At 70.2% G+C, this 23993-nt stretch carries 11 protein-coding genes; all 11 read left to right on the top strand.

Features of this window, described 5'->3' with window-relative positions; all coding sequences use genetic code 11:
• Positions 1-140 precede the first annotated feature (140 nt).
• On the top strand, positions 141-953 hold the full coding sequence (locus FCH28_RS14150; RefSeq protein ID WP_281289712.1) for an AfsR/SARP family transcriptional regulator: 813 nt from the start codon (positions 141-143) through the stop codon (positions 951-953).
• A gap of 256 nt (positions 954-1209) precedes the next feature.
• Complete coding sequence (locus FCH28_RS14145) at positions 1210-3834, top strand: non-ribosomal peptide synthetase (protein WP_246102808.1); 2625 nt, start codon at positions 1210-1212, stop codon at positions 3832-3834.
• A gap of 106 nt (positions 3835-3940) precedes the next feature.
• Entirely contained in the window at positions 3941-4969 is a 1029-nt protein-coding gene (locus FCH28_RS14140) for a TauD/TfdA family dioxygenase (RefSeq protein ID WP_246102805.1), read from the top strand.
• A 1386-nt stretch (positions 4970-6355) separates the two neighbouring features.
• Complete coding sequence (locus tag FCH28_RS14135) at positions 6356-7333, top strand: LysR family transcriptional regulator (RefSeq protein ID WP_136740225.1); 978 nt, start codon at positions 6356-6358, stop codon at positions 7331-7333.
• A 44-nt stretch (positions 7334-7377) separates the two neighbouring features.
• On the top strand, positions 7378-7650 hold the full coding sequence (locus FCH28_RS14130; protein ID WP_136740224.1) for an acyl carrier protein: 273 nt from the start codon (positions 7378-7380) through the stop codon (positions 7648-7650).
• Between the two features lie 26 nt (positions 7651-7676).
• Positions 7677-8912 carry a beta-ketoacyl-[acyl-carrier-protein] synthase family protein gene (locus FCH28_RS14125; RefSeq protein ID WP_136740223.1) on the top strand — a complete coding sequence of 412 codons (1236 nt, stop codon included), beginning with the start codon at positions 7677-7679 and terminating at the stop codon, positions 8910-8912.
• Positions 8912-10006 carry a beta-ketoacyl synthase N-terminal-like domain-containing protein gene (locus FCH28_RS14120; protein ID WP_136740222.1) on the top strand — a complete coding sequence of 365 codons (1095 nt, stop codon included), beginning with the start codon at positions 8912-8914 and terminating at the stop codon, positions 10004-10006. Before FCH28_RS14125 ends, FCH28_RS14120 begins: the two co-directional genes overlap by 1 nt.
• Before the next feature lie 57 nt (positions 10007-10063).
• Positions 10064-10810 (top strand): 3-oxoacyl-[acyl-carrier-protein] reductase, encoded by a 747-nt coding sequence (gene fabG, locus FCH28_RS14115; protein ID WP_136740221.1) that lies wholly within the window; start codon positions 10064-10066, stop codon positions 10808-10810.
• A gap of 116 nt (positions 10811-10926) precedes the next feature.
• A complete protein-coding gene (locus FCH28_RS14110; protein ID WP_136740220.1) occupies positions 10927-11640 on the top strand; it encodes a 2-hydroxychromene-2-carboxylate isomerase in 714 nt (237 codons plus the stop codon).
• 195 nt (positions 11641-11835) lie between these two features.
• Positions 11836-23154: an amino acid adenylation domain-containing protein gene (locus tag FCH28_RS14105; RefSeq protein ID WP_136740219.1), complete on the top strand. Its 11319-nt coding sequence runs from the start codon at positions 11836-11838 to the stop codon at positions 23152-23154.
• Positions 23151-23993 carry an ABC transporter permease gene (locus tag FCH28_RS14100; RefSeq protein ID WP_246102801.1) on the top strand — a complete coding sequence of 281 codons (843 nt, stop codon included), beginning with the start codon at positions 23151-23153 and terminating at the stop codon, positions 23991-23993. The genes FCH28_RS14105 and FCH28_RS14100 overlap by 4 nt, the downstream gene beginning before the upstream one ends.

Here is a 23993-nt window from a genome sequence, read left to right as displayed (position 1 = left end):
CCCCCACCGAGCCATACCACCCCATTCCCGCCGAGCCATACCATCCGCGGGTGCGGCAGCCGATCAAGTGATATTTCCCCGAACGAATGAATTTGGTCAACATTGGTTTGGCCAGCTGCCGATAACGGGGGTTAATCGCTGTGGAAATCAATGTCCTTGGTGCACTCTCTCTGTCCAGCGGAGACCGACAGTCCGCCGTGGCGTCGAAGAGAGCCAGCACCGTACTGACACTTCTCGCCATGTCTCCCCAGGCTCCCGTCCCGTTCGACCAACTCATGGACGAGCTCTGGGCGGACCAGGTAATGACCAATTCCCGTAACGCCCTGCAGGCCATCGTCAGCCGGCTGCGCAGGCTCTTGCAGTCGGTGACGGGGCGAAAGGGCGACGAGATCGTCCGCACCGGCAGCAACGGATACCTTCTGGACGCACCGGCCGAGACGGTGGACGCACACCGGTTCCTCGCCCTCGCCGAGGCCGGCGGCAATCTCGTCCAGCGCAACCCGGCCGAGGCCATCGCGAAGCTGGAACAGGCACTCGCCCTGTGGCGCGGGCCCGCCCTGATGGACGCCCAGGAGAGCACCCGCTGCCGGATTCACGCGGTTCACCTGGAGGAACGCCGGATCACCGCATTCGAGGACCTGACCGCGGCCAAGCTCGCCGTCGACGTGGAACGCGTCTCGATGGCCGAACTGCGCCAGTTGGCCACCGAGCACTCCGAGCGGGAGCGGCTGAGCGAACTGCTGATGCTGGCGCTCTACCGCGACGGCCGGCAGGCGGAGGCGCTGGAGGTCTTCCACGGTGCGCGCCGACGGCTCGCCAGTGATCTGGCTCTGGAGCCCGGCCCCGCCCTGCACCTCACATACCAGGCGATCCTGAAGCAGGACGTGGTGTTCGGCCGGCCGAGGCGCACCCCGCTCTATTCGGGCCAGGCCTATTCGAGCCAGGCTTCCTGACGCTTCTTCGTTCGTCTTCCTGGTCCATCGGCCTGCTCCATAGGCCTGGTTCATCTTCGTGGACCATCGTCCTGGTCATCTTCGTGGTTCATCGAATACACCAGGCGTTCTGATACCCGCCGTCTCGTTGCCCCCTGTGATTCCCATGCCACCGGGCCGAAGACCACCGGGTCGATTTCCTCGGCGCACCTCCGGCTCTGCCGGATTTCCATTCACGTCCGGCCTCGCCGGATATCCATCAAGGAGGGCAAGGCCCGTGACGGCTAGGCAGAGCGGATCCGGAGACCGACCAGAGCGGCCGACGGCGTCCGAGGGGGAGGCCCTGACGTACTGGCGGGGCGTCCTGAACGGCAGCCGCTTCACCCCCGTACCGAGCTGGTGCACCGACGGACCGCCGCCGGAGGACCGGATCGCGGAACGCCGGACCGTGCTGCCCGCCGGCAAATCCGCCGCGTTGCTGGCGCTCGCCGGGCGGGCCGCCGTCCCGTTGGAGACGCTTCTGATCGCCGCCTGCGCCCGGGTGCTCGCCGCGGTCACCGGAGAACCGGCGGTGGTCACCGGGTACCTGCCGCACGGCGAACCCGGAACGGGCACGGAACCGCTGCCCTGCCCCGTGGACGTAGGCGAGGGCTCCTGGCAGGAACTGCTCGGCGCGGCCGCCGTCGCACAGACCGCCACCGAGCGGCACCAGAGCATGCCGCTGGATCTGATACGGACCGAACTCGGCCGCACAGAGCCCCTGTTCGACACCGTCGTGGTGGCCGGCCGCCTGCCGGACGCGGCGGACCTCGCCCCCGACACCGTCCTCGCCGTCGGCCTGGCACAGCGCCACGACCGGCTCGAACTGGCCCTCAACTACCGCATCCAGGCCCTTGACGCCGATGCGGCCGGACGGATCGCCGGCTATCTGCTGTCGGCCCTGGAAGAGCTCGGCACACGCCCGGAGACGGCACAGGACCAGTGGAACCCGGTCACCGCGGCCGAGGCGACGTATCAGCTGGAAGGCCTGGCCGGCCCCCGTCACGAGTTGCCCGACCGGCGCTTCCACCAACTCTTCGAGGAGCAGGCGCGGTTGCGCCCGGACGACGTGGCCGCAGTCTTCGAGGACCGGCACCTGACCTACCGGGAACTCAACCGCCGCGCCAACCGGGTCGCCCGTGCGCTTCGCCTGCGCGGCCTGCGCGACGAGGACGTGGTGGCGGTCGTGACCGAACGCGACCTGGAATGGCTGACGGCGGTGCTCGCGGTGTTCAAGGCCGGCGGTGTCTACCTCCCCGTCGAGCCGCAGTTCCCGGCCGACCGGATCTCCGCCATGCTGACCCGCAGCGACTGCCGCCAGGTGCTGACCCAGCGCGGGGTGAGCGCGGGCCTGGACACCGCGCTGGCCCAGCCCGGCGAGGTGATCCGGGTGGACGTCCTCGCCGATCTCCTCGCCGACGTGGACTCCGGGGACGGCAGCGCGAATTCCGAGGCGGATTCCGACGCGGATCCCGAGTCGGCTTTCGACGAGAATCTCGGTCTGCCGGTGGCCGCGGACCAGCTCGCCTACATCTACTTCACCTCCGGTTCGACGGGGCAGCCCAAGGGCGCGATGTGCGAACACGAGGGCTTCCTCAACCACCTTCTCGCCAAGATCGAGGACCTCGGCGTCGAGACCGGAACCGTGGTGGCACAGACCGCACCGCAGTGCTTCGACATCTCGCTGTGGCAACTCGTCGCGAGCCTGGCCGTGGGGGGCCGCACCCTCATCGTCGGCCAGCGGGACGTCCTAGACGTCGCGCGCTTCGTGACACTGATCGCCGAGAGAGAGGTGGAGGTGACCCAACTCGTCCCCTCCTACCTCGAGGTGGTCCTCGACCATCTGCGCCGCCATCCGCGGCCGCTGCCCCGGCTGCGCTGCGTCTCGGTGACCGGCGAGGCGCTCAAGAAGGAGCTCACGGAACGGTGGTTCGCCACCCTTCCCGACATCATGTTGGTCAACGCCTACGGTCTGACCGAGACCTCGGACGACACCAATCACGAGGTGCTGCGTCGCGCCCCGGCCGGAGCCTCGGTGCCGCTCGGCCGCCCGGTCCGCAATGTGCGGGTGTCCGTGGTCGACGAGCGGCTCAGGCCGGTGCCGCTGGGCGCGCCCGGCGAGCTGGTCTTCTCCGGGGTCTGCGTCGGCCGGGGCTATATCAACGACGCGGAGCGCACCCGGGCCGCGTACCTGCCCGACCCGGACCGTCCCGGCGGACGGCTGTACCGCTCGGGTGACTTCGGCCGCTGGCTGCCCGACGGCCGACTGGAGTTCCTCGGCCGCCGCGACGCACAGGTCAAGATCCGGGGCTTCCGGATCGAGATCGGCGAGGTGGAGAACCAGTTGGCGCGGGTCGACGGGGTCCGCGACGCCGCCGTCGTGGTCGTGGGCGCGGACGGCGCGCGTCGGCTGGCCGGCTTCTACGCGGCGGCGGAGCCGATCCCGGACGAGGAACTGCGTGCGGCCCTTGCCCGCTCCCTTCCCGAATACATGCTGCCCGGCCGGTTCCACCACCTGGAGACGCTGCCGCTGACACCCAACGGCAAGATCGACCGCAAGCTGCTCGCCCAGCGCGCGGAGACCGGTCCGGAGGATGCGGTCGCGTCACCCGACGCCTCGTCGAAGTCGCTGCGCACGCCCACCGAGCACCGGCTCGCCGAACTGTGGGCCAAGGCGCTCAAGGTTCCCGTCGAGAGCATCGGCCGTGCGACGCACTTCTTCGACGCCGGCGGCAGCTCCATCGCCCTGCTGCGGGTGGTGATCGCCCTGGACAGCGCGGTGACCGCACAGGAGCTGGCCAAGACCCCGGTCCTCAGTGAGGCCGCGGACCTGCTCGATCTCAAGTCGCACCAGGCGGCCTGACCCCGACGTACTGGGCCGGCGCGCTGAGCCTGCTGCTCTGAGCCCGGCGTTCCGAGCCCGGCCGCGCCGACGCTGCGGCCGGGCCGATCTCCACAGGAGGCAGCGAATGACAACCGTCAACGATCCTGAGGCCGTGGACGACATGGCGGCCATGGGGGCCGTGGAGGCCGTTCCGGACGGATGGCACTTGACGCTCGGCGAGGGGCGGATACCGGTGCTCCGGCTGCCGGATCCCGGTGCCCCGGCCATCGCGGACCTGCCGGGGGAGGGGATCCGGGCCCTGGTCGCCCGGCACGGTGCGATCCTGATCCGCGGTCTGGGCCTGGCCTCGCCGGCCGATCTGGCCTCGGCGGCACGGGCACTGGGGGTGGCCGGCATGGCCGAGTGCGAAGGCTTCACCAGCCGGCTGGCCCACCCCGACCACGTGTACTCCGCCTCGGACTGGCCGTCCGAAGACCAACTCTGCATGCACCACGAACAGAGCTACGCCGCAGTGGTGCCGTCGATCGCCCTGTTCGGGTGCCTGGTCGCGCCGGAGAGCGGCGGTACCGCCGCCGTGGCCGACGGGGAACGCATGATGGAACTCCTGCCGGAGGAACTGGTCGAGCGCTTCGAACGCGACGGCTGGGAACTGGCCCGCAGCTACCTGGAGTTCGGATTCACCTGGGCCGAGGCCTTCGGCACCGAGGACAGGGAACTGGTCTCGGACTACTGCGCCCGCAACGCCGTCGACTGCACCTGGACGGAGGACGGCGGCCTGCGAACCCGCCAGCGCCGCGCCGCGGTGCTGCGCCATCCCGTAACCGGCCGCCGTGTCTGGTTCAACCAGGCGGCGTTTCTGCATGAGTCTTCCCTCGATCCGCTCATCCGGGAGCATCTGGAGGAGCTCTACGGAGTCGAGGGTCTGCCCTTCCGGACGCTGTACGGAGACGGCGAGACCATCCCCACCGACGTGGTCGACACCATCAACAAGGCCTACGGGGTCGCCGGCCTGACCGAACCCTGGCAGGACGGCGACCTGTTGATGGTCGACAACCTGCGGATGGCGCATGGTCGTGACCCCTACGAGGGCGACCGTCAGATGGTCGCCCTGTTCGGCGATCCGGTACGAGTGGCCGGACATCAGCCTCGCTGACCGAGTCCGCCGCCCTGCGGATGTCGACGCCTCGTCCGGCGCCGCGTAACGGGATTGCTCAATACTTCGTTGCGCGGGCCGGCCAGCTACTGGGGCAGATCATCCGGCAGGAAATCGGTGAAGATCCCCATATCGTGTTCGAGCACGTGTGGCACGAGACGTCCGGTGTATCGGTGTTCGTGGCCGGTGCGAATCGGTAAGAGCAGTGGCAGGCGAATCGCTTCATACAGCGCGGACGGTTTCGCCGATGCCGTCGAAGGTCTATCCGTTGGAGTCGGTCGGCGAGGCCGCGCACGCAATTCAGCGGAATGAACACCTGAGGAAGGTGGGTGTGCTCGGTCTGGCGCCGACGGCCGGCCCTGGCGTGATGGACGACGGGATGGACGCGGGCCTGCGAGCCCAGCTGGGGGAAGGGCGAGTGGCTCCCCTGATGTCCGCGTCATCGTGAGCGTCGGATCGAGGGTCGTGACACGGTGTGGTCGTGACCGACCTCGAGTAGAGCTCGAGTAAATCGGAAGAGAAAAGTCCGGAACTGCCGTTGCGGAACCCCGCGCGACGTTTCCGGCGCCCTACAACTGCCCCGCCCGGTGCGCCTTTACGGCCTCGGGCGGGGCAGTCGTTGTGTCCATGATCGACCATCTTCGGCCATCGCGCGGGTTCATCAGCATGAACGCGGTTGCCGTGCGGGGCGGCGAACGCCTGATGGCGCCTGGGATATTCGGGTTTCGGTGTCATCGTCCGGATGATCGGAATCGGACAACCGGTACTCAAGCCTCCACTTGTTGCTTGCCACCCTCCGCGTACGCGAATTGAATATCGCGGAAAGGGGTGATTGAATCCAGAATCGGATTTCATAATTCCGGATCCCCGGTTCTCGACTGTGGTTCGATATCCCTGGAAAGCGCTGCTGCGAGGAACACAAGCGGAGGCTCAGCTTCATGGAGCACAAGATCGATTTAACCCTGCGTGGCTCATGGAGGTCTTCTCAGCGACATGACCGTTGCGATGCACGTCGCGATGGATGGCAAGGTGTGCGGCGTGGGTGGGTATCCCGGTACCGGTCAAGGGTGAAATCCCTGGCGGGGTCGGTTCCGCGAAGATCGCGTTCAGTGGCGCGGGCGGCGGCCCCACGGCTTCCGGCGGGCGGTGCCGGCCCGGTCCGGGTCGAGCACGGGCGTGCCGTCCGGCGAAGACACCTACCGTCATGGGGCGTTGCCGGGCAGGGGGCAACGCCTCGATGAGGTTGTGATTCCCCGTTTGCTTCCATGTCCGGGACGGACGCCTGGAATTCTGATTACGTTCCCACTCCGGCGTCTACCATCCGCAATTCTGCGGGCATTGTTGTCATCGGCTCATGTCGACTGAATCACAAAGATTGCAAGGAATATGGAACTGGAACTGAGGCATGCTCGGATTGTGTGGACAATCGCCGAAGTCGGCAGCATATCCAAGGCGGCAGGCTGGCTGAATGTTCCGCAGCCCAGCCTCACCACCCAATTACGCCGGATCGAGAAGATGCTCGGCGGTGACCTCTTCGTCCGGTCGAGGTCGGGCATTGTGCCGACCTCGCTGGGGAAGCGCCTGATCCCCATGCTGGCCCGTCTCGTGCAGCAAGCGGACGAGGTGACGAGCGAGGCGGCCGCAAGCATCGCGAGCACCTTCCGTTTCGGGAACACCGAGTGGACCCCTCCGACTTTGCTCGCCGCGATCCAGGCCTCGATGCCCACCGTCGACGTGGAGACCGAGACGCTCGCGCCGGCCGCCGCCGTCGAAGCGGTGCACGGTGGGGCGCTCACCGTCGCCATGATCCCTTGCTCGACGAAGGCCACGCCGGACTATGTCCGCCACCCCGACCTGGACACCACGGTCATCTTCCGGGAACCGATCTGGCTAGCGGTGTCGCGGGGGCACCCGCTGGCCGACCTCGATTCCGTGGACGGTACTTGTCTCACGGGACTCAACTGGGTCCACTACTCACGGGATCACTGGTTCCACGAGGTGGAGAAGGATCTGCTCGCCCAGCTGGACCAGACCGATCTCGGGGGATCGCACCATGTCGACGGGCACCACGAGGCGATGAACTGGGTAAGGGACACCGACGCCGCCGCCCTGACACCTCCCACCGGCGTCACCGGTGATGTGCGGCTGGTGCCGATCCGTGAGACTCAGACCATAGAACTGATGCTGGTGTGGCGTCGCGGCGCGGTCGGCAGGGAAACCTCACGGCGACTGGTGGAGACGGTGCGGCGATACTACTGCGGGTATGCCAGCACCATCCCCGGATACTGGCCCTGGATCGTGGAACACGCCGCCGAGTTCCCCGAGTTGAGTCACTTCCTCCCGTTGCCGACGCCATCCGGCTGAGGAGTTGTCAGCGCGCTGTCAGGGCCGTCCGCCAGCATCGCGGCATGACTACAGCGAAGCAGGTGGACGCCGACAGCCGCGCCACGATCAAGGGAATCATCTGCAACATCCTGGAGATCGACCCGGATGAGATGACCGACACCAGTCGTTTCAAGGAGGACCACGCGGCCGACTCGATGGGTGCCATCGAGATCCTTTCCCAGCTGGAGCGCGCCTTCGGGATCGACATCGACCAGGCCGAGTTGGCCCGGATGGTCAATCTGGAGGGTGTCGCCACCGTCGTCGGCGAAGCCATGACGGCCAAGGCGTCCCAGTAGGTATCGGCCCCGGACGACTGGAGCACATGGTGTACGACAGCGACCACGGGCCTCGTCGCGTGGTGATCACCGGGCTTGGTGCGGTCACCAGCATCGGGCTCGGCGTCACGGCCTTTCTGGACGGGCTGCGGTCCGGTCGCAGTGGGGTCAAGCCGATCACGGCCTTTGACACAACCGGTTTCGCGCACGCCAACGGATGCGAGGTGACCGACTTCGATCCGGCGGAATGGATCCACCGCGTCGATCCCGCGGAGCTCGGGCGGGCCTCCCAGTTCTCCGTCGCCGCCGCCAGGATGGCGGTGGAGGACGCGGGCATGGACCTGGAGGAATTCAGGCGGCGTCCGGCTCTGGTCTCTGTCGGCACCACCGACGCGGAATCCCGTGACCTCGACACGCTCGTCGGTGTCCAACTGGAGGACGGTCCTGAGAAGTTGCCGCCCGTGATGGCACGGCGGGCGCAGGCCGGCCGGCTGTCCAGCGGCATCGTCCGAGAACTGGGTCTGACCGACGTCGAGGCCCTGACCATCCCCACCGCCTGCGCGGCCGGCAACTATGCCATCGGCAGCGGCTACGACGCGATCCGCGAAGGCGACGTCGACGTCGCACTGTGCGGAGGTGCGGACGCCGTATGCCGCAAGACCTTCACCGGCTTCTACCGGCTCGGCACCATCGCCCCCGAGGTCTGCCAGCCCTTCGACAAGGACCGGAAGGGCATCCTGACCGGTGAGGGCGCCGGGATTCTGCTGATGGAGAGCCTGGAGTCGGCCCAGGCCCGCGGCGCCCGTATCTACGCCGAGGTCCTCGGCTATGGACTCAACTGCGACGCGCACCACCCCGTCGCACCCGACCAGGACAGCCTGGCCCGGTGCATGGAGGTCGCACACCGCAACGCCGGAGTGAAGCCGGAGGACATCGACTTCATCTCCGCGCACGGCACCGGCACACGGGCCAACGACGTCACCGAGGCCGGCGCGATCCGGCAGGTCTTCGACGCGCCGCCGCCCACCATCTCCATCAAGTCCATGATCGGACACTCCATGGGCGCCGCAAGCGCGCTCGCCTCGGCGGCCTGCGCGCTGGCCCTCACCGAGGGCTTCATCCCGCCCACGATCAACCACCGGGAGACCGACCCGGAGTGCGGCCTGGACTGTGTGCCCAACGAGGCGCGGGCCACCGAACTGAACGTGGTCCAGAACAACGCGCTCGCGTTCGCGGGCAACAACGCCGTGCTCATCCTGGGCCGGTACCGGGAGGCTGAGTGATGTCCGAACTGGTCCTCTCCGCCTGGTCGGTGGTCTCCCCCTACGGTGTCGGCAGCGACCCCTTCAGCGAGGGCATCGGCGCAGGCCGCAGCGCCGTCGACGCCCTCGACCGCGAGGCCTGGCCCGGCCCCTTCGACCGCTGCGGCCTGGTGCCCGACTTCACCGCGGCCAAGTACGTGGGCAAGAAGGGCACCCGGACGATGGACCGGGTGACGGCGATCGCCGTCACCGCGGTCGGCCGTCTCCTCGCCTCCTGCGGCGACGAACTGACCGCGCGGCCCGAGCAGGTCGGCCTGGTCCTCGGCACCGGTTCGGGCAGCGTCCAGAGCATCATGGACTTCACCCGGGACTCCCTGGCGGGCGAGCGTCCCTACCATGTCGACCCGGCCTGCTTCCCGAACACCGTGATGAACCGGGCGGCCGGGCAGAGCGCCATCTGGCACGGCATCAAGGGGCCCAACACCACGGTCGCGGGCGGCTGGCTGACCGGTCTGCTCGCCCTGAGCTACGCGGTGCGGCTGCACCGGGGCGGCCACTGCGCGCGGGTGCTGTGCGGTGCGGCCGAGGAGTACTCCACCCAGCGTGCCTGGCTGGAGTGGCACGGCCGCGGTGCCGATGAGCAGTCGACGCCGCTCGGTGAGGGCGGCGCGGTCTTCCTGATGGAGACCGCGGCGGACGCACATGCCGCGGGCCGTGCGCCGCTCGCCCGGATCCTGGCCACGCGCTTCGGCGCGTACGCCGAACGGGCCGATGCCCAGCAGGCGTTGGCGGACTGCGTCCGAAGCGCGGTCCGGCGGGCCGGTGTGGCGCCCGAGGACATCCGGCTGGTCGCGCCGCTCGGCGCCGACGGCAAACTCGGAGCCCTGGAGGAGTCCGGCATCACCGACGCGCTCGGTGCCGCGAAGCCGGAGTGGATCCGCTGCCGGCCGCTGCTCGGCGACACCTCCGCCGCCTCCACCAGCCTCCAGCTGGCCGCGGTGCTCGCCACCGCGGGCGAGTCCGGGCTCGGCCCCGGCGAGGCGGCACTCGTCACCGGCATCGACCGGGACGGAACCGTCGGCTGCGCGGTGCTCGGCGGCGCCGACCCCAGCTGAGAGACCTGCGCTTCACCCCTGCGCCGTACCCGCCGTACCCATGGAGAGGAAACAAGCATGTCCGCAACCGAACCACGTGTCGCACTGGTCACCGGGGGTTCCCGGGGGATCGGCCGCCATGTGGTGACCCGGCTTGCCGCGGACGGCTACGACGTGGCCTTCTGCTACCAGTCGAACAAGGAGGCCGCCGATGCGGTGGCCGCCGAGGCCACCGCCGCCGGGGCCCGGGTGTACGCGGCACAGGTCGATGTGGCCGGACACGATGACGTACGCGGTTTCGTCCGCGACAGCGAGAAGGCGCTCGGGCCGCTGCACACCGTCGTCTCCTGCGCGGGCATCGTGCGGGACAACCCGCTGGTGATGATGTCGGAGGCGGACTGGGACGCCGTGCTGCGGGTCAACCTCGACGGTACGTTCAACCTCTGCAAGGCGGCGGTCTTCGCGATGATGAAGCGCCGGGCCGGCTCGGTGATCACCCTGTCCTCGGTCGCGGGTGTGTACGGGAACGCCACACAGACCAACTACTCGGCGACCAAGGCCGGGATCATCGGCTTCACCAAGGCGCTGGCCAAGGAGGCCGGGCGCTACGGCATCCGCGCCAACGCCGTCGCACCGGGCTTCATCGCGACCGACATGCTCTCCGAACTCAGCGAAGAGCACACCCGGAAGATGACGGAGCGGATCCCGCTCGGCCGCTTCGGCCGCCCCGACGAGGTCGCCGACCTGGTGTCGTTCCTGGCGTCCGACCGTGCCTCGTACATCACGGGGCAGGTCTTCGGCGTCGACGGCGGCCTCGTCGTCTGAGCCTCGTCGTCTGAGCTCTTTGCATGAGCTCGTTGTCTGAGCCTCGTAGTCGGGCCGGGCGCGTCGCCCCACCACGTCCGACCGTCCCCGAAGAGAGCAGGAAAGCGAGAACTCCCATGTCCCCAGCCGGCAAGAACAAGACTCCGCGGTTCTACTTCAGCCTGCGCAGTCCCTATTCCTGGCTCGCCTACCGCGAGGTGATGAGCCAACACAAGGAACTCGTCGACGAGTTGGAGTGGCTGCCGTTCTTCGAGCCGGACCCGGAGAGCGCCCGCCAGCTCACCGAGCAGGGCGGCAGGTTCCCCTTCTCGGAGATGTCGCGGGAGAAGAACCGGTACGTCCTTCAGGACGTCGGCCGGCTCACCAAGGCCAGGGGCCTGAAGGTGAACTGGCCGGTCGACCGGAATCCGGTGTGGGAGGTCCCGCACCTGGGCTACCTGGTCGCCCGCGAGCACGGCCTCGGGCACGAGTACATCGCGGCGGTGTACCAGGCCAGGTTCGGCGCGGGCCGCGATATCTGCGACCGTGCGACCATCGCGGACATCGGTGCCGAACTCGGCATCGACCAGCGGCTGATCGCCGACGCGAGCGACGATCCGAAGCTGCGCGCCGAGGGCGTCCGGATCCTGCTGGAGGTGTGCATGGACGGCGTGTTCGGTGTGCCCTTCTTCGTGCACGGATTCACCCGCTTCTGGGGACTCGACCGGCTCGACGACTTCGTCGAGCATCTGCGGTCCCGTTCCGCTCCGGCGTCCACCCTCCCGGAACCCGCCGGCGCGGTCGCCCTCGGCCGGTCGGTCGAGGACGCGCACGCGGGCGGCTGCGGCTGACGACTGCGGCTGACCGCTCCGGCCGACCGCTCCGGTCACGGCGGCAACGCCGCACGTGACACGGACCATCCACACCCATCACACAGCAGGCGCACCACACGCGAGGGCTGGCCGTCAGTTGACGGTCAGCCCGCTGTCAGCGGCTTCTCGAATGATCGACGGTGTGCACCAGGTGACCTTCACTAGAGGATTGCTATGACTCATGTTCAGACGGGCGGCCTGCCCCTCACCGCCGGCCAGAAGGACATCTGGTTCGACGAGAAGCTCTCGGGCGGCGGCGCGACGTACAACACCGCCATCTACTGGGACATCCGCGGACCACTGGACCAGGACCTGTTCCGGGCCGCGCTCGCGCGCCTGGTGGAGGAGTCGGAGTGCCTGCGTGCCCGGTTCACCGAAGTGGACGGCGAGCCCTGGCAGTTCATCGAGCCGTCGGTCGGACTGCCGCTGACCGTCACCGATGTCAGCGGTGAGGCCGACCCGGCAGCGGCGGCACGTGCGGCGATCCAGAAGGATCTCCGTGTTCCCCTGCCGCTGGCCGCCGTTCCCCACGTGCCGCTCTTCCGGTTGAGTGTCTTCACCCTCGCCGCGGACCGCACCTTCTTCTGCCTGCTCAACCACCATCTCGTCTCGGACGGCTTCAGCTATGTCATCTACTGGCAGCGGCTCTCCGCGATCTACGAGGCGATGCTGGCCGGCACCTCGCTGGACGAGGGACGTTTCCCGCCGCTGAGTGCGCTGATCGAGGCCGAGGCGGCCTACGCGGACTCGCCGCGCTGCGAACGCGACCGTGCGTACTGGGAGCAGGAGCTCGCCGACCGGCCCGAGCCGGTCAGCCTCGCCTCCCGTGATGCGGAGCCGGCGCAGACCTTCTTCCGTGCGGAGACGGTGCTGCCGGAGGCGGTCGCGGAGCGTCTGCGCGGTGTGGCCTGGGATGCCCGGGTGACCTGGCAGACCGTGCTGGTCGCGGCTCTCGGCTCGTACACCGGGCGGCTGGCCGGCACCGACGATGTACTGCTGTCCCTGCCCGCCACCGGTCGCGTGGGCGGCACCATGCAGCAGATCCCCGGCATGGTGGTCAACTATGTGCCGCTGCGGCTCGCCCTCCGGCCCGGTATGACCCGCGGCGACCTGCTCACCACGACGTACCAGGCGTTCTCCAAGGGGCTCAAGCACCAGCGGTACCGGGTGAGCCGGATCCGCCGGGCGATGGGTCTGTCGAGCGACGACCGCAGGCCGTTCGGCCCGTTCATCAACATGATGCCGCAGGTCGAGGAGTTGAGTATCGGTCCCTGCGCGGCGACCATCTACAGCCCCTCCACCGGCCTGGTCGACGACATGGAGTTCACCGTCGCCGACAAGGGTGACAACGGAATCGGCATCGACCTCAGCGGCAACGAGGCCCGCTACACCCCGGACGACGTACGGGGCCACCTGACCCGGTTCGTCGCCTTCCTCGACCGTTTCCTGACCTCCGGCGCGGACGACCCGCTGACCGCCCTGGACCTGTTCTCGCCCGGCGAGGCGGAGGAACTGGCCGCCGCGCTGACCGGCCCCCGGACCCAGGAGCCCTACCTGGGCGTCGTGGAACGGATACGGGCGCACGCCGCCGAACGGCCCGGCGCCGTGGCGGTCACCGACGACGGTGGAAGTCTGACCTACGCCGAGCTCGTCGGCCGGGCCGGCGCCGCCTCCCGGCAGGTGGCGGTCAACGGCCCGGTGGCCGTACTGACCGAGCCCGGACGGGACTTCGTCACCGCGGAGCTCGCCGTGCTCGGTGCCGGCGGTGCCTTCCTGCCGCTCGACCCGCGCGCGCCGCTGACCCGGCTGACGTCACTCCTGAAGGACAGCGGCGCGGTCCAGGTGCTCACCGACACCACGCACCGGGCCCTCGCCGAGCAGGTGGCTGCCGACCGCGCGCTGCCCGTACACGTCCTGGAGGGATCGCTGGACGAGGCCGGAGACCTGGCGCCCGTCGTCGGCGGCCCCCTCGACCTGGCGTACGTGATCTACACCTCGGGTTCCACCGGCAAGCCCAAGGGCGCGATGGTGCAGCGCGGCGGCATGGTCAACCATCTGCTCGCCAAGGTGTCGGAACTCTCCCTGGACCGCTCCGACGCGCTGGTCCACAACGCACCCGTCACCTTCGACGTCTCCGTCTGGCAGTCGCTCGCGACGCTGCTGGTCGGCGGCCGGATCCGGGCGATCTCCCGCGCGGACGCCGCCGACCCGGAGGCGCTGTTCGGCATCATCGCGGCCGAACGCCTCACCGTGCTCGAAGTGGTGCCCTCACTGCTGCGCGCGACGCTGGACGTCTGGGACACGACGGGCGGTGCGCCCGACCTCTCCGCGCTCCGCTGGATGATCTCCAACGGCGAGGCGCTGCCGACCGAGCTGTGCGCCCGCTGGTTCGCGCGCTATCCCGGCATTCCACTGGCGAATGTCTACGGTCCCACCGAATGCTCGGACGATGTCACCCACGGGTATGCGCGTTCGGCGGCCGAGGTCTCCGGCACCTCCATGCCGATCGGCCGGCCGCTGCGCGACACCCGCCTCTATGTCCTCGGTGACGACCTGCGGGCGGTGCCGCGCGGTGTGCCCGGCGAGCTGTACATCGCCGGGGCCGGCGTCGGCCGTGGCTACCTCGGTGACCCGGCCCGCACGGCGGTCACCTTTGTGGCCGACCCCTTCGCGAACGACGGTTCCCGGATGTACCGGACCGGGGACCAGGTGGTGCTGCTCGCCGACGGTCAGCTCGTCTTCACCGGCCGCCGTGACCACCAGGTCAAGATCCGCGGCCAGCGCATCGAGCTGGGCGAGGTCGAGTCCGTGTTGCGGAACCTGCCAGGAGTGGCGGACGCGGTGGCCGCCGCGGTCGCGGACCCGGCGGGCAATCACCGTCTGATCGGCTATGTGGTGGCCGATACCGCCGCCCCCGTCGACACGGCTGTGCTGCGTGAGCAGCTGGCCGCGGTGCTGCCCGATCACATGGTCCCCGCCGTGCTGCTGCCGCTGGAGCGGATGCCGCTCACCGCGCACGGCAAGGTGGACCGCAAGGCCCTGCCCGCGCCGGAGTTCGCGGTCACGGCCACCGGCCGCACGGCGAGCACCCCGCAGGAGGAGATCCTCTGCAAGGTGCTCGCCGAGGTCCTCGGCGTGCCCAGCATCGGAGTGGACGACAACTTCTTCGCCCTCGGCGGCGACAGCATCAGCTCCATCCAGGTGGTCGGTAAGGCTCGCAGGGCCGGACTCGTCATCACCTCCCGCGATGTCTTCCAGCACCGCACCCCGGCCGCCATCGCCGCCGTCGCGAAGTACGCCGACGGGGCCGAGGAGGAGGCGGTCGCGGACGGTATCGGCGAGGTCGAGCTGACGCCGATCGTCGACCAGCTGCGTGCGGAACTCGCTGAACTGCCCACCGCTACCCGGGAGTTCGCGCAGTACGTCACGGTGGGCCTGCCCGCGGACGTGCGCATGGACCCGTCCCGCCTGGAGCGCGCACTACAGGCCGTACTGGACCGACATGACGCGCTGCGTACGCGGCTCACCGCCCCGGTCCCGGGGCTGTGGTCCCTGGAGACCCTGCCCCAGGGCGCCGTGTCCGCCTCCGACGTACTCAGCAGGGTCGAGGCCGGCGGGCCCGGCGTCGACCGGGACGCGGTGCTCGGCGAACAGATCGCGGCGGCGCGGGCGCGGCTGCGCCCCGAGGACGGCCTGCTGGTCCAGGCGGTTCTCCTCGACGAAAGCGATGAGAGCGAGGGCGACGCGAACGGCGAGGCCGCGGCCCGACTCCTCCTCGTGATCCACCACCTCGCCGTGGACGGCGTCTCCTGGCGGATCCTGCTGCCCGACCTCCAGGCGGCCTGGAACGGTGTGCCCCCGAGCCCGGTCGGCACCTCGTACCGGCGCTGGGCGAAGGTGCTGTCCGAGCAGGCCCGCACCACCCGCCGTACGTCTGAACTCCCGTTGTGGACCGAGGTGTTGGGCGGTGGAACGATCGAACTCGCCGACCGTCCCCTCGACCCGGCCCGGGATGTGTACGGCAGCGCGGGCCGGCTGCGGCTGGAGCTGCCCGCCGCTCAGACGGCCGCGGTGCTGGGCCGGGTGCCCGCCGCATTCCACGCCGAGGTCAACGAGGTGCTGCTGACCGGTTTCGCGCTCGCCCTCGCCAACCGGGGCACGGGCTCCCGCGCCCTGGTGGAGCTGGAGGGCCATGGCCGCGAGCAGATCGCCGACGGCCTCGACCTGTCCCGTACCGTCGGCTGGTTCACCAGTGTCTTCCCCGTCGGCCTCGATGTCGGCGAGCCGGACTGGGCCGAGGTGTGGAACGGCGGAGCGTCCTGCGGCGATGCGCTCAAGCGCGTCAAGGAGAGCCTGCGGGCCCTGCCGGACCACGGCATCGGCCATGGCCTGCTGCGTCATCTCAACCCGCAGACCGCCGCTGTGCTCGTGCGTTCCGCCGCTCCCCGGATCGGCTTCAACTACCTGGGTCGGTTCGCCACCGACGGCGGCAGCGGCGACTGGTCGATGGAGGCCGGTGCCTCCGGCCTCACCGCCGCCCCGGAGACCCCGCTGCGGCATGCGCTGGAACTGGTCGCGATGACCGAGGACCGCGCGGACGGCCCGGTGCTGGTCGCCGACTGGACCTGGGCGGGCGAGCTGCTCGCGGAGGACGACGTCCGGCGGCTGGCCGAGGACTGGTTCCGTGCGCTGGAGGCGCTGGCCGCGCATGCCGAACGGCCCGAGGCGGGTGGGCGGACCCCGTCCGACTTCCCGCTGGTGGTCCTCACCCAGTCGGAGATCGAGGCGTACGAGCGCGACATTCCGCAGCTCGACGACATCCTGCCGCTCTCCCCGCTCCAGCGCGGGCTGCTGTTCCAGGCGGAATTCGACCGGCAGGGCATGGACGCGTACACGTTGCAGGTGACCATGGACGTGGGCGGTCCGCTGGACCGCGCCGAGCTGCGCGCGGCCGCGGAGGCGCTGCTTGAGCGCAATCCGAGTCTGCGGGCCTGCTTCCGTGAGCGTGACACGGGCGACCCGGTCCAGCTGGTCTCGTCGGGTGTGGAGCTGTCCTGGACCGAGGTGGACCTCACGGAGTTCGACGGTCCGGATCTCGATGCGGAGGTGCGGCGGCGGACCGAGGAGGAGTGGCTGGACCGCTTCGACGTCACCCAGGCGCCGCTGACCCGGTTCACCGTCTACCGGCTCGGTGCGGACCGGCATCGCGTGGTGTGGACCGCGCACCACATGCTGGTGGACGGCTGGTCGCTGTCCGCGGTCCTCGCCGAAGAGCTGGTCACGCTGTGGGCCAATGGCGCGGACACCTCGGCGCTGCCGCCGGTCGTCCCGCTGAGCGGCTATCTGGAGTGGTCGGCCGCCCAGGACAAGGCGGCGGCGCGCGAGGCCTGGCAGAAGGAGCTGGCCGGCATCGACGAGCCCACCAGGCTCGGCCCGGCCGACCGGCCGCGTGCCTCGGTGCTGCCCGGGTCCCTGGACATGGAGCTGCCCGAGGCGCTGACGTCGGCGGTGACGGCCTGGGCGACCTCGCGCGGCCTGACGATGAGCACGGTCATGCAGGGCTGCTGGGCGGTCGCACTCGGCCGGCTGACCGGCCGGCAGGATGTGACGTTCGGCGCGGTGGTCTCCGGGCGGGCCGAAGAGGTGCCCGGCATCGAGCGGACGGTCGGCTCGTTCCTCAGCACGCTGCCGGTACGGGTCGGTCTCGAACCCTCGCTGACCTTCGAGACGATGCTGGCCAGCCTCCAGGAGCGTCAGCTCGACCTGGAGCCGCACCAGCACCTGGGTCTCGCGGAGGTGCAGCAGGGCACCGGGATCGGTGAGCTCTTCGACACCGTGGTGTCCTTCCACAACTACCCGACCGGTGTTCTCGACCGCATCGGCGAGCACATCCCCGGCCTGAGCATGCTCGACTGGGAAGCCCGGGTCATCGCCGAATACCCCTTCGCGCTCAATGTGTTCCCGGGCAGCCGGATGCGTCTGGAGGCGCAGTACCGGCCGGACATCTTCGGCCCGGACGAGGTCGACGAGATCCTGCGGCGCTTCGTCCGCGTGCTGGAGCAGCTGGCCGCGGCGCCGGGCGCGCTGCTCGGCAGGCTGGACGCGCTCGGTGACGACGAGCGCAGTCAGCTGGCGGAGGACTGGTCCGGCATCGGCAGTGTGCGGGCGTCGTCCGGCGAGCTGACCACCGAGGTCTTCGAGGCACGCGCCGCCCGCACGCCGGACAAGACGGCCGTCCTGTCCGGTGCGGAGGAGGTGTCCTACGCGGAACTCAACGTCCGGGCCAACCAGTTGGCGAGGCTGCTCGTCGAGCGTGGCATCGGCCCCGAGCAGACGGTCGCGCTGATGCTGCCGCGCTCCCCGGAGGTGGTGGTCGCGGTGCTCGCGGTGCTGAAGACCGGTGCCGCGTATCTGCCGGTGGACTCCGGATATCCCGTCGACCGCATCTCCTACATGCTGGCGGACGCCCGTCCCGCGGTGCTGCTCACCGACGAGGCCACCCGGGAACGGCTGACCGAGCTGCCGGACCTGGCGACGGAACCGCTGGTCCTGGACGCGCCCGGGACCGCGGAGCGGCTGGCCGCGCTGCCCGGCACCGATCTCACGGACGCCGAGCGGACAGCCGTGCCGCGGCCGGAGAACGCGGCGTACATCATCTACACCTCAGGGTCCACAGGTCGGCCCAAGGGCGTGGTGGTGGCCCACACCGGGCTGCTCTCGATGGTCGACAGTCTCGTCGAACGCTTCGGTCTCGACGAGGAGACCCGGGTGCTGCAGTTCGCGTCCATCAGCTTCGACGCCTCCGTCTGGGAGATGATGCTCGCGCTGCTCAACGGCGGCACGCTGGTGATCGCGGACGAGGAGTGCCGGGCACCGGGACAGCCGCTGGTCGATCTGATCAACAACGCCCGGGTCAACCTGGCCGGACTCCCGCCCGTCGTGGTCGGCGGCCTGCCGGAGGGCAGCACGCTCCCCGCCGACCTGCGTCTTGCGGTGGCCGGCGAGGCCGTCCCGGCGAGCGTCGTCGAGCGCTGGTCCTCGCAGGTCAGGCTCTACAACGGCTACGGTCCGACCGAGGCCGTGGTGAGCTCCACCGTGGGCGGTCCGCTGGCGGGTTCGACCCGCCCGCCGATCGGTCGGCCGACCAACGCGCACCGGGTGTACGTCCTCGACCACCATCTGCGGCTCGCGCCGCGCGGTGTCGTCGGAGAGCTGTATGTGAGCGGCGGTCTGGCGCGCGGCTATCTGGGCCGCCCTGAGCTGACCGCGCAGCGTTTCGTGGCCGACCCGTTCGGCCCGGCGGGTGCCCGGATGTACCGCACCGGGGACCTGGTGCGGTGGCTGCCGGACGGCCAGCTCGACTATGTCGGGCGCGCCGACGACCAGGTGCAGTTGCGGGGTTTCCGTATCGAACTCGGCGAGATCTCGGCCGCGTTGCTCGCCCAGCCCGGTGTCGAGCAGGCCGTCGTGATCGTGTCCGAGAGCGACGACGGTGACCGGCGCCTGGTGGCGTATGTCGTGGCCGGGGCGCCCGGGGTCGCCGAGGGTCTGCGTGATCAGCTCGCCCGGTCGCTGCCGGAGTACATGGTGCCCTCCGCGGTGGTCGCGCTGGACGCCCTGCCGCTGACCGCGCAGGGCAAGCTCGACCGCAAGGCGCTGCCCGCGCCGGATCTCGGCGACACCCTCCGGGGCCGCGCGCCGCGCACGCCGATCGAGGAGATCCTCTGCGGCCTGTTCGCGGACATCCTCGGGGTGTCCCAGGTCTCCATCGACGACGACTTCTTCGAGATCGGCGGGCATTCGCTGCTCGCGACCCGCCTGGTCAGCCGGGTCCGCAGCGTGCTCGCCGTGGAACTGCCGATCCGTGCGCTGTTCGAGGCACGGACGGTGGTCGCGCTGGCCGGTCATGTCGAATCGGCGGACCAGGCACGGCCGCCGCTGACCCCGGCACCACAGGGCACGGAGCGGCCACTGTCCTTCGCGCAGGAGCAGCAGTGGTTCATCAACCGGAGCCAGGAGGAGGTCGACGGCACGTACAACACGCCGATGGCCTTCCGGCTCTCCGGACAGCTGAACGAGGCAGCCCTGCAAGGGGCGTTGAACGACCTGGCCGAGCGGCACGAGGTGCTGCGGACGGTCATCCCGGAGACCGACGGGGTGCCGTCGCTGCGGGTGCTGGATGCCGCGACGGGCGCCCCCGTGCTGCGGACCCGGACGGTCACGGAGGCGAAGCTGGCGGATGCGCTGGCCGCCGAGGCCGACCTGGGCTTCGATCTGCGGACCGAACCGCCCCTGCGCGTACGGCTGTTCGCGCTCGGTGTGGACGAGTGGGTGCTGATGCTGGTCTTCCACCACATCGCCTTCGACGGCTGGTCGATCGCACCCATGCTGACCGACCTGGCGGCCTCCTACCGGGCCCGGTGCGACGGGCGGGTTCCGCGGCGGGCCCCGCTGCCGGTGCAGTACGCGGACTTCGCCGCCTGGCAGCGGGATCTGCTCGGCTCGGCGGACGACCCGGACAGTGTGGCCTCCCAGCAGCTGTCGTTCTGGCGGGACGCGCTCGCGGGCCTGCCGGAGGAGCTGCGGCTGCCCACCGACTTCCCGCGCCCGGAGGAGAGCACGTCCGACGGCGAGATGGTGATGTTCGAGCTGGAGTCCGGACTGCACGGCACTCTGGTCGAGCTGGCCCGGCAGACCGGGACCACCGAGTTCATCGTCTACCAGGCGGCGCTCTCCGCCCTGCTCACCAGGTTGGGCGCGGGCACCGACATCCCGGTGGGTTCCCCGATCGCGGGACGTACCGACGAGGCGCTCAACGACCTGGTCGGGATGTTCATCAACTCCCGGACGCTGCGCGGCGACACCAGCGGCGACCCGACCTTCCGCGAACTGCTCGACCGGATCCGGGAGACCAACCTGGCGGCGTACTCGCACCAGGACATTCCGTTCGACCAGGTGGTCGACGCGCTCAAGCCGGCCCGCGCGAGGGGCAGGCACCCGCTGTTCCAGGTGATGCTGAGCGTCCAGAACCAGGGGAACATGCCGCTGGATCTGCCCGGTCTCACGGTCGTGCCCGAGTACGCCGCGTCCGACCGGGCCAAGCTGGACCTGATGCTGGAGCTGCTGCCGTGGCCCGGCGGGGGCGGCATCCGCGGTCTGCTCACCTTCAGCACGGACCTGTTCACACGGGCCACCGCCGAGCGCCTCGCGGAGCAGTTCCAGGAGGTGCTGCGGTCGGTGGCCGCCGATCCCGAGATCCGGCTGAGCGGCCTGGAGCTGCTCACCGGTGACGAGCGCGAGCGGGTGCTGTCCGAGTGGAACGACACCGCGCACGAGCTGCCGGCGGCGACCCTGCCCGAGCTGTTCGCCGAACGGGTGGCGAGCACTCCGGACGCGATCGCGGTCGGTGGTGGGGCCAAGGGGCTTACGTACGCCCAACTGGACGCCCGAGCCAGCCAGTTGGCGCGTCGCCTGTTGGCGATCGGAGCCGGTCCCGACCGGATCGTGGCGCTCGCGGTGCCGCGCGCCGTGGACCACACCATCGCGGCGCTCGCGGTGCTCAAGTCCGGTGCGGCCTATGTGCCGGTCGCCGCGGACGAGCCGATCGGGCGGATCAAGACACTCTTCGCCGAGACCCAGCCGCTGTGTGTGCTGACGACCGCGGGTCTGGCGAGCAGGCTGCGGAGCACCGGCGTCACCGCGGTGGTCCTCGACGGCCCGGAGGTGCGCCGCGGTGCCACCGATCCGGTGACCGACGCGGACCGTACGGCGCCGCTGAAGCCCGGACACGCCGCGTATGTGATCCGCGCGGACGATGCGGCGGGCCGGCCTCGCGGCACGGTCGTCGAGCACCGGGCGGCCGCGAACCTGTTGGCCTGGGCGCTGGAGTCCGGCGAGGGTGCCGACGTCCTCGGCGAAGGACTCTTCGTGCCGCTGCTCTCCGGGGCCGGGGTGCGCACCGCCGAGCCCCTGCCGCAGGACTGGGCGACGCCGGAGACGTACGTACACGGCAAGGCGGTGTGGAACACCCGGGTCTACGTCCTGGACGAGTGGCTCGCGCCGCTTCCGCCGGGCGCGGTGGGCGAGTTGTACCTCGGCGGCGACGGCCTCGGCCGCGGCTACGCGGGCCTGCCGGGCCCGACCGCCGAGCGGTTCGTGGCGAACCCGTACGGTCCGCCCGGATCCCGCCTGTACCGGACCGGCGAGTCGGCCAAGTGGGACGCGGCGGGTCACCTCCTCGCGCCTGACGCGGCACCGGTGACCGAGGAGTCCGCGGCCGAGGAGGCGGCGGGGTCCGCCGGGGGGCCCGGCGGGCTGAGCCCGGCCGAGGCGACGCTGTGCGCGATCGTCGCGGGCGTCCTCGGGGTCGATGACTTCGGCGTCGAGGAGAACTTCTTCGAGACGTCGCTGAACAGCATGAAGTCGCTGCGCCTGGTGGCCCTCGCGCGCAAGGCGGGCCTGGAGATCACCAGCGCCGACGTCTTCGCGCACCAGACGGTCCGCGCGCTGGTGGCGGCGACCGTCGGGTCCGGCGGCGCGGAGGGGGCCGGCGGCGCTGAAGGCGCATCGGAGCGGCCCGCGTCCGGGCCCGCCCCGGCCGCCCGCCGGTCCACGCAGATCATGGCCGACGCGATCGACGAGGCCGACGGCCTGGACTTCGCCGACCCGTTCAGCACGATGCTGTGCATGAAGCCGACGGGCAGCCGCCCTCCGGTGTTCTGCCTGCACAGCGGGGTCGGGTTCGCCCTGTCGTACATGCCGCTCACCCGGTACTTCGGCGCCGAGCACCCCGTGTACGGCATTCAGGCGCCGTACGTCGTGGACGGCGCGGAGCTGCCCACGAGCATCGAGGAGACCGCGGCCGAGTACATCCGGATGATCAAGGGGGTGCGGCCCGAGGGCCCCTACCACCTGCTCGGCTGGTCGCTCGGCGGACTCCTCGCCTACGAGATCGCCGTACAGCTGCGCGAGGCGGGGGACGAGGTCGGCCTCGTCGTCAATCTCGACTCCTACCCGCGGACCGACGAGCGGCCCGAGGACCTGGAGGAACAGGACGAACAGGCCAAGCTCGCCTGGCTGTTGGAGGGTATCGGGCACGACCCGGCGGAGTTCGGCGACCGGCCGCTGACCGTCGGGGACATCATCGACGCCCTGCGGCGCGACGACAGCCCGATGGCGCAGATGGGGGAGGAGCGCATGGCCCGCATGGTGGGCCTGATGTCCAACCACCCGGTTCTGCACGCCCGTTGGACACCACGGGACTACGACGGGACCATGCAGCTCTTCCTCGCCGGGCGCACCGACTCGGGTGAGCCGACGCCGGACCTGGAGCAGCGCTGGAAGCCGTACTTCAGCGGCACCCTCGACGTCCACCGGATCGACTGCAACCACGACGACCTGCTCAACCCCGAGGCCCTCGCGGAGGTCGGCCCGGCCATCGCCGCCGAGCTGGACCGTCTGCACCAGGAGCGGAACGGAGGTGACGGGCGATGACGACAGCCAACCCCACCGCACTCGACAAGGGGCTGCCGAGCGGCCCCGGCGGTCTGCGCTCGATGTTCACCGAGATGGCCGCGGTCACCGGCCGGCGACTGCTGCATCTGCGCAGGGCCCCGGGCCGGGTGCTCGGGGTGGCGATGAGCCCGCTGGTGTCGATGGTCATGGTCGGCTACCTCTTCCGTGACGCCATCATGCTGCCCGCGGGCGGGAGTTACGCCGAATACGTCTTCGCCGGCGGCGCGGTCCAGGTGGCGCTCGCCTGCGTCGGACCGACCGCGGTGTCGGTGGCGATGGACCTCCAGGGCGGCCTGGTCGACCGGTTCAGATCGATGCCCATCAGCCGGTCCGCCGTGCTCTTCGCGCACACCTTCGCGGACCTCCTCGTGGGCCTGCTCGGACTGGCCGTCGTCACGGGGGCCGGGCTGCTGCTCGGCTGGCGGCCGCACGCCGGGGTGCTGCCGGTGCTGGCCGGGTTCGGGCTGATCGTGCTCCTGACCTACGTGATGCTCTGGCTCGGTGTGCTCTTCGCGATGACGCTCGGCAATGTGGAGACGATCAGCGTGGTCACGCCGTTCATCGTGATCGTGCTGCCCTTCGTGTCCAGCGCCTTCCTCTCCCCGGACTCCATGCCGGCACTGGTCCGCCCGATCGCGGAGTGGAATCCGATCACCGCCGTCATCTCGTCCTGCCGCGACCTGTGGGGAAACCCGGCCACGACCAGCGGCAGCTTCCCCTCCGAGCACCCCGGAGTGGTGATCGCGGTGACGCTGGGCGTGCTGTTCACGCTCTGCTTCACCGTAAGCCTGCGGCGCTACCGCACCGCCGGCTCCTGA

Source organism: Streptomyces piniterrae (genome assembly GCF_005048155.1).
GTDB classification, from domain to species: Bacteria; Actinomycetota; Actinomycetes; order Streptomycetales; family Streptomycetaceae; genus Streptomyces; species Streptomyces piniterrae.
Note: the sequence above shows the minus strand (reverse complement) of the source record. Positions and strands in the feature narration are given on the sequence as shown.

Bases quoted from the DNA above. Each gene is read 5' to 3' on its own strand.
- FCH28_RS14140 (WP_246102805.1), top strand. From the start codon at position 3,941: ATGACAACCGTCAACGATCCTGAGGCCGTGGACGACATGGCGGCCATG.
- FCH28_RS14135 (WP_136740225.1), top strand. From the start codon at position 6,356: ATGGAACTGGAACTGAGGCATGCTCGGATTGTGTGGACAATCGCCGAA.
- FCH28_RS14130 (WP_136740224.1), top strand. From the start codon at position 7,378: ATGACTACAGCGAAGCAGGTGGACGCCGACAGCCGCGCCACGATCAAG.
- FCH28_RS14125 (WP_136740223.1), top strand. From the start codon at position 7,677: ATGGTGTACGACAGCGACCACGGGCCTCGTCGCGTGGTGATCACCGGG.
- FCH28_RS14120 (WP_136740222.1), top strand. From the start codon at position 8,912: ATGTCCGAACTGGTCCTCTCCGCCTGGTCGGTGGTCTCCCCCTACGGT.
- fabG (WP_136740221.1), top strand. From the start codon at position 10,064: ATGTCCGCAACCGAACCACGTGTCGCACTGGTCACCGGGGGTTCCCGG.
- FCH28_RS14110 (WP_136740220.1), top strand. From the start codon at position 10,927: ATGTCCCCAGCCGGCAAGAACAAGACTCCGCGGTTCTACTTCAGCCTG.
- FCH28_RS14105 (WP_136740219.1), top strand. From the start codon at position 11,836: ATGACTCATGTTCAGACGGGCGGCCTGCCCCTCACCGCCGGCCAGAAG.
- FCH28_RS14100 (WP_246102801.1), top strand. From the start codon at position 23,151: ATGACGACAGCCAACCCCACCGCACTCGACAAGGGGCTGCCGAGCGGC.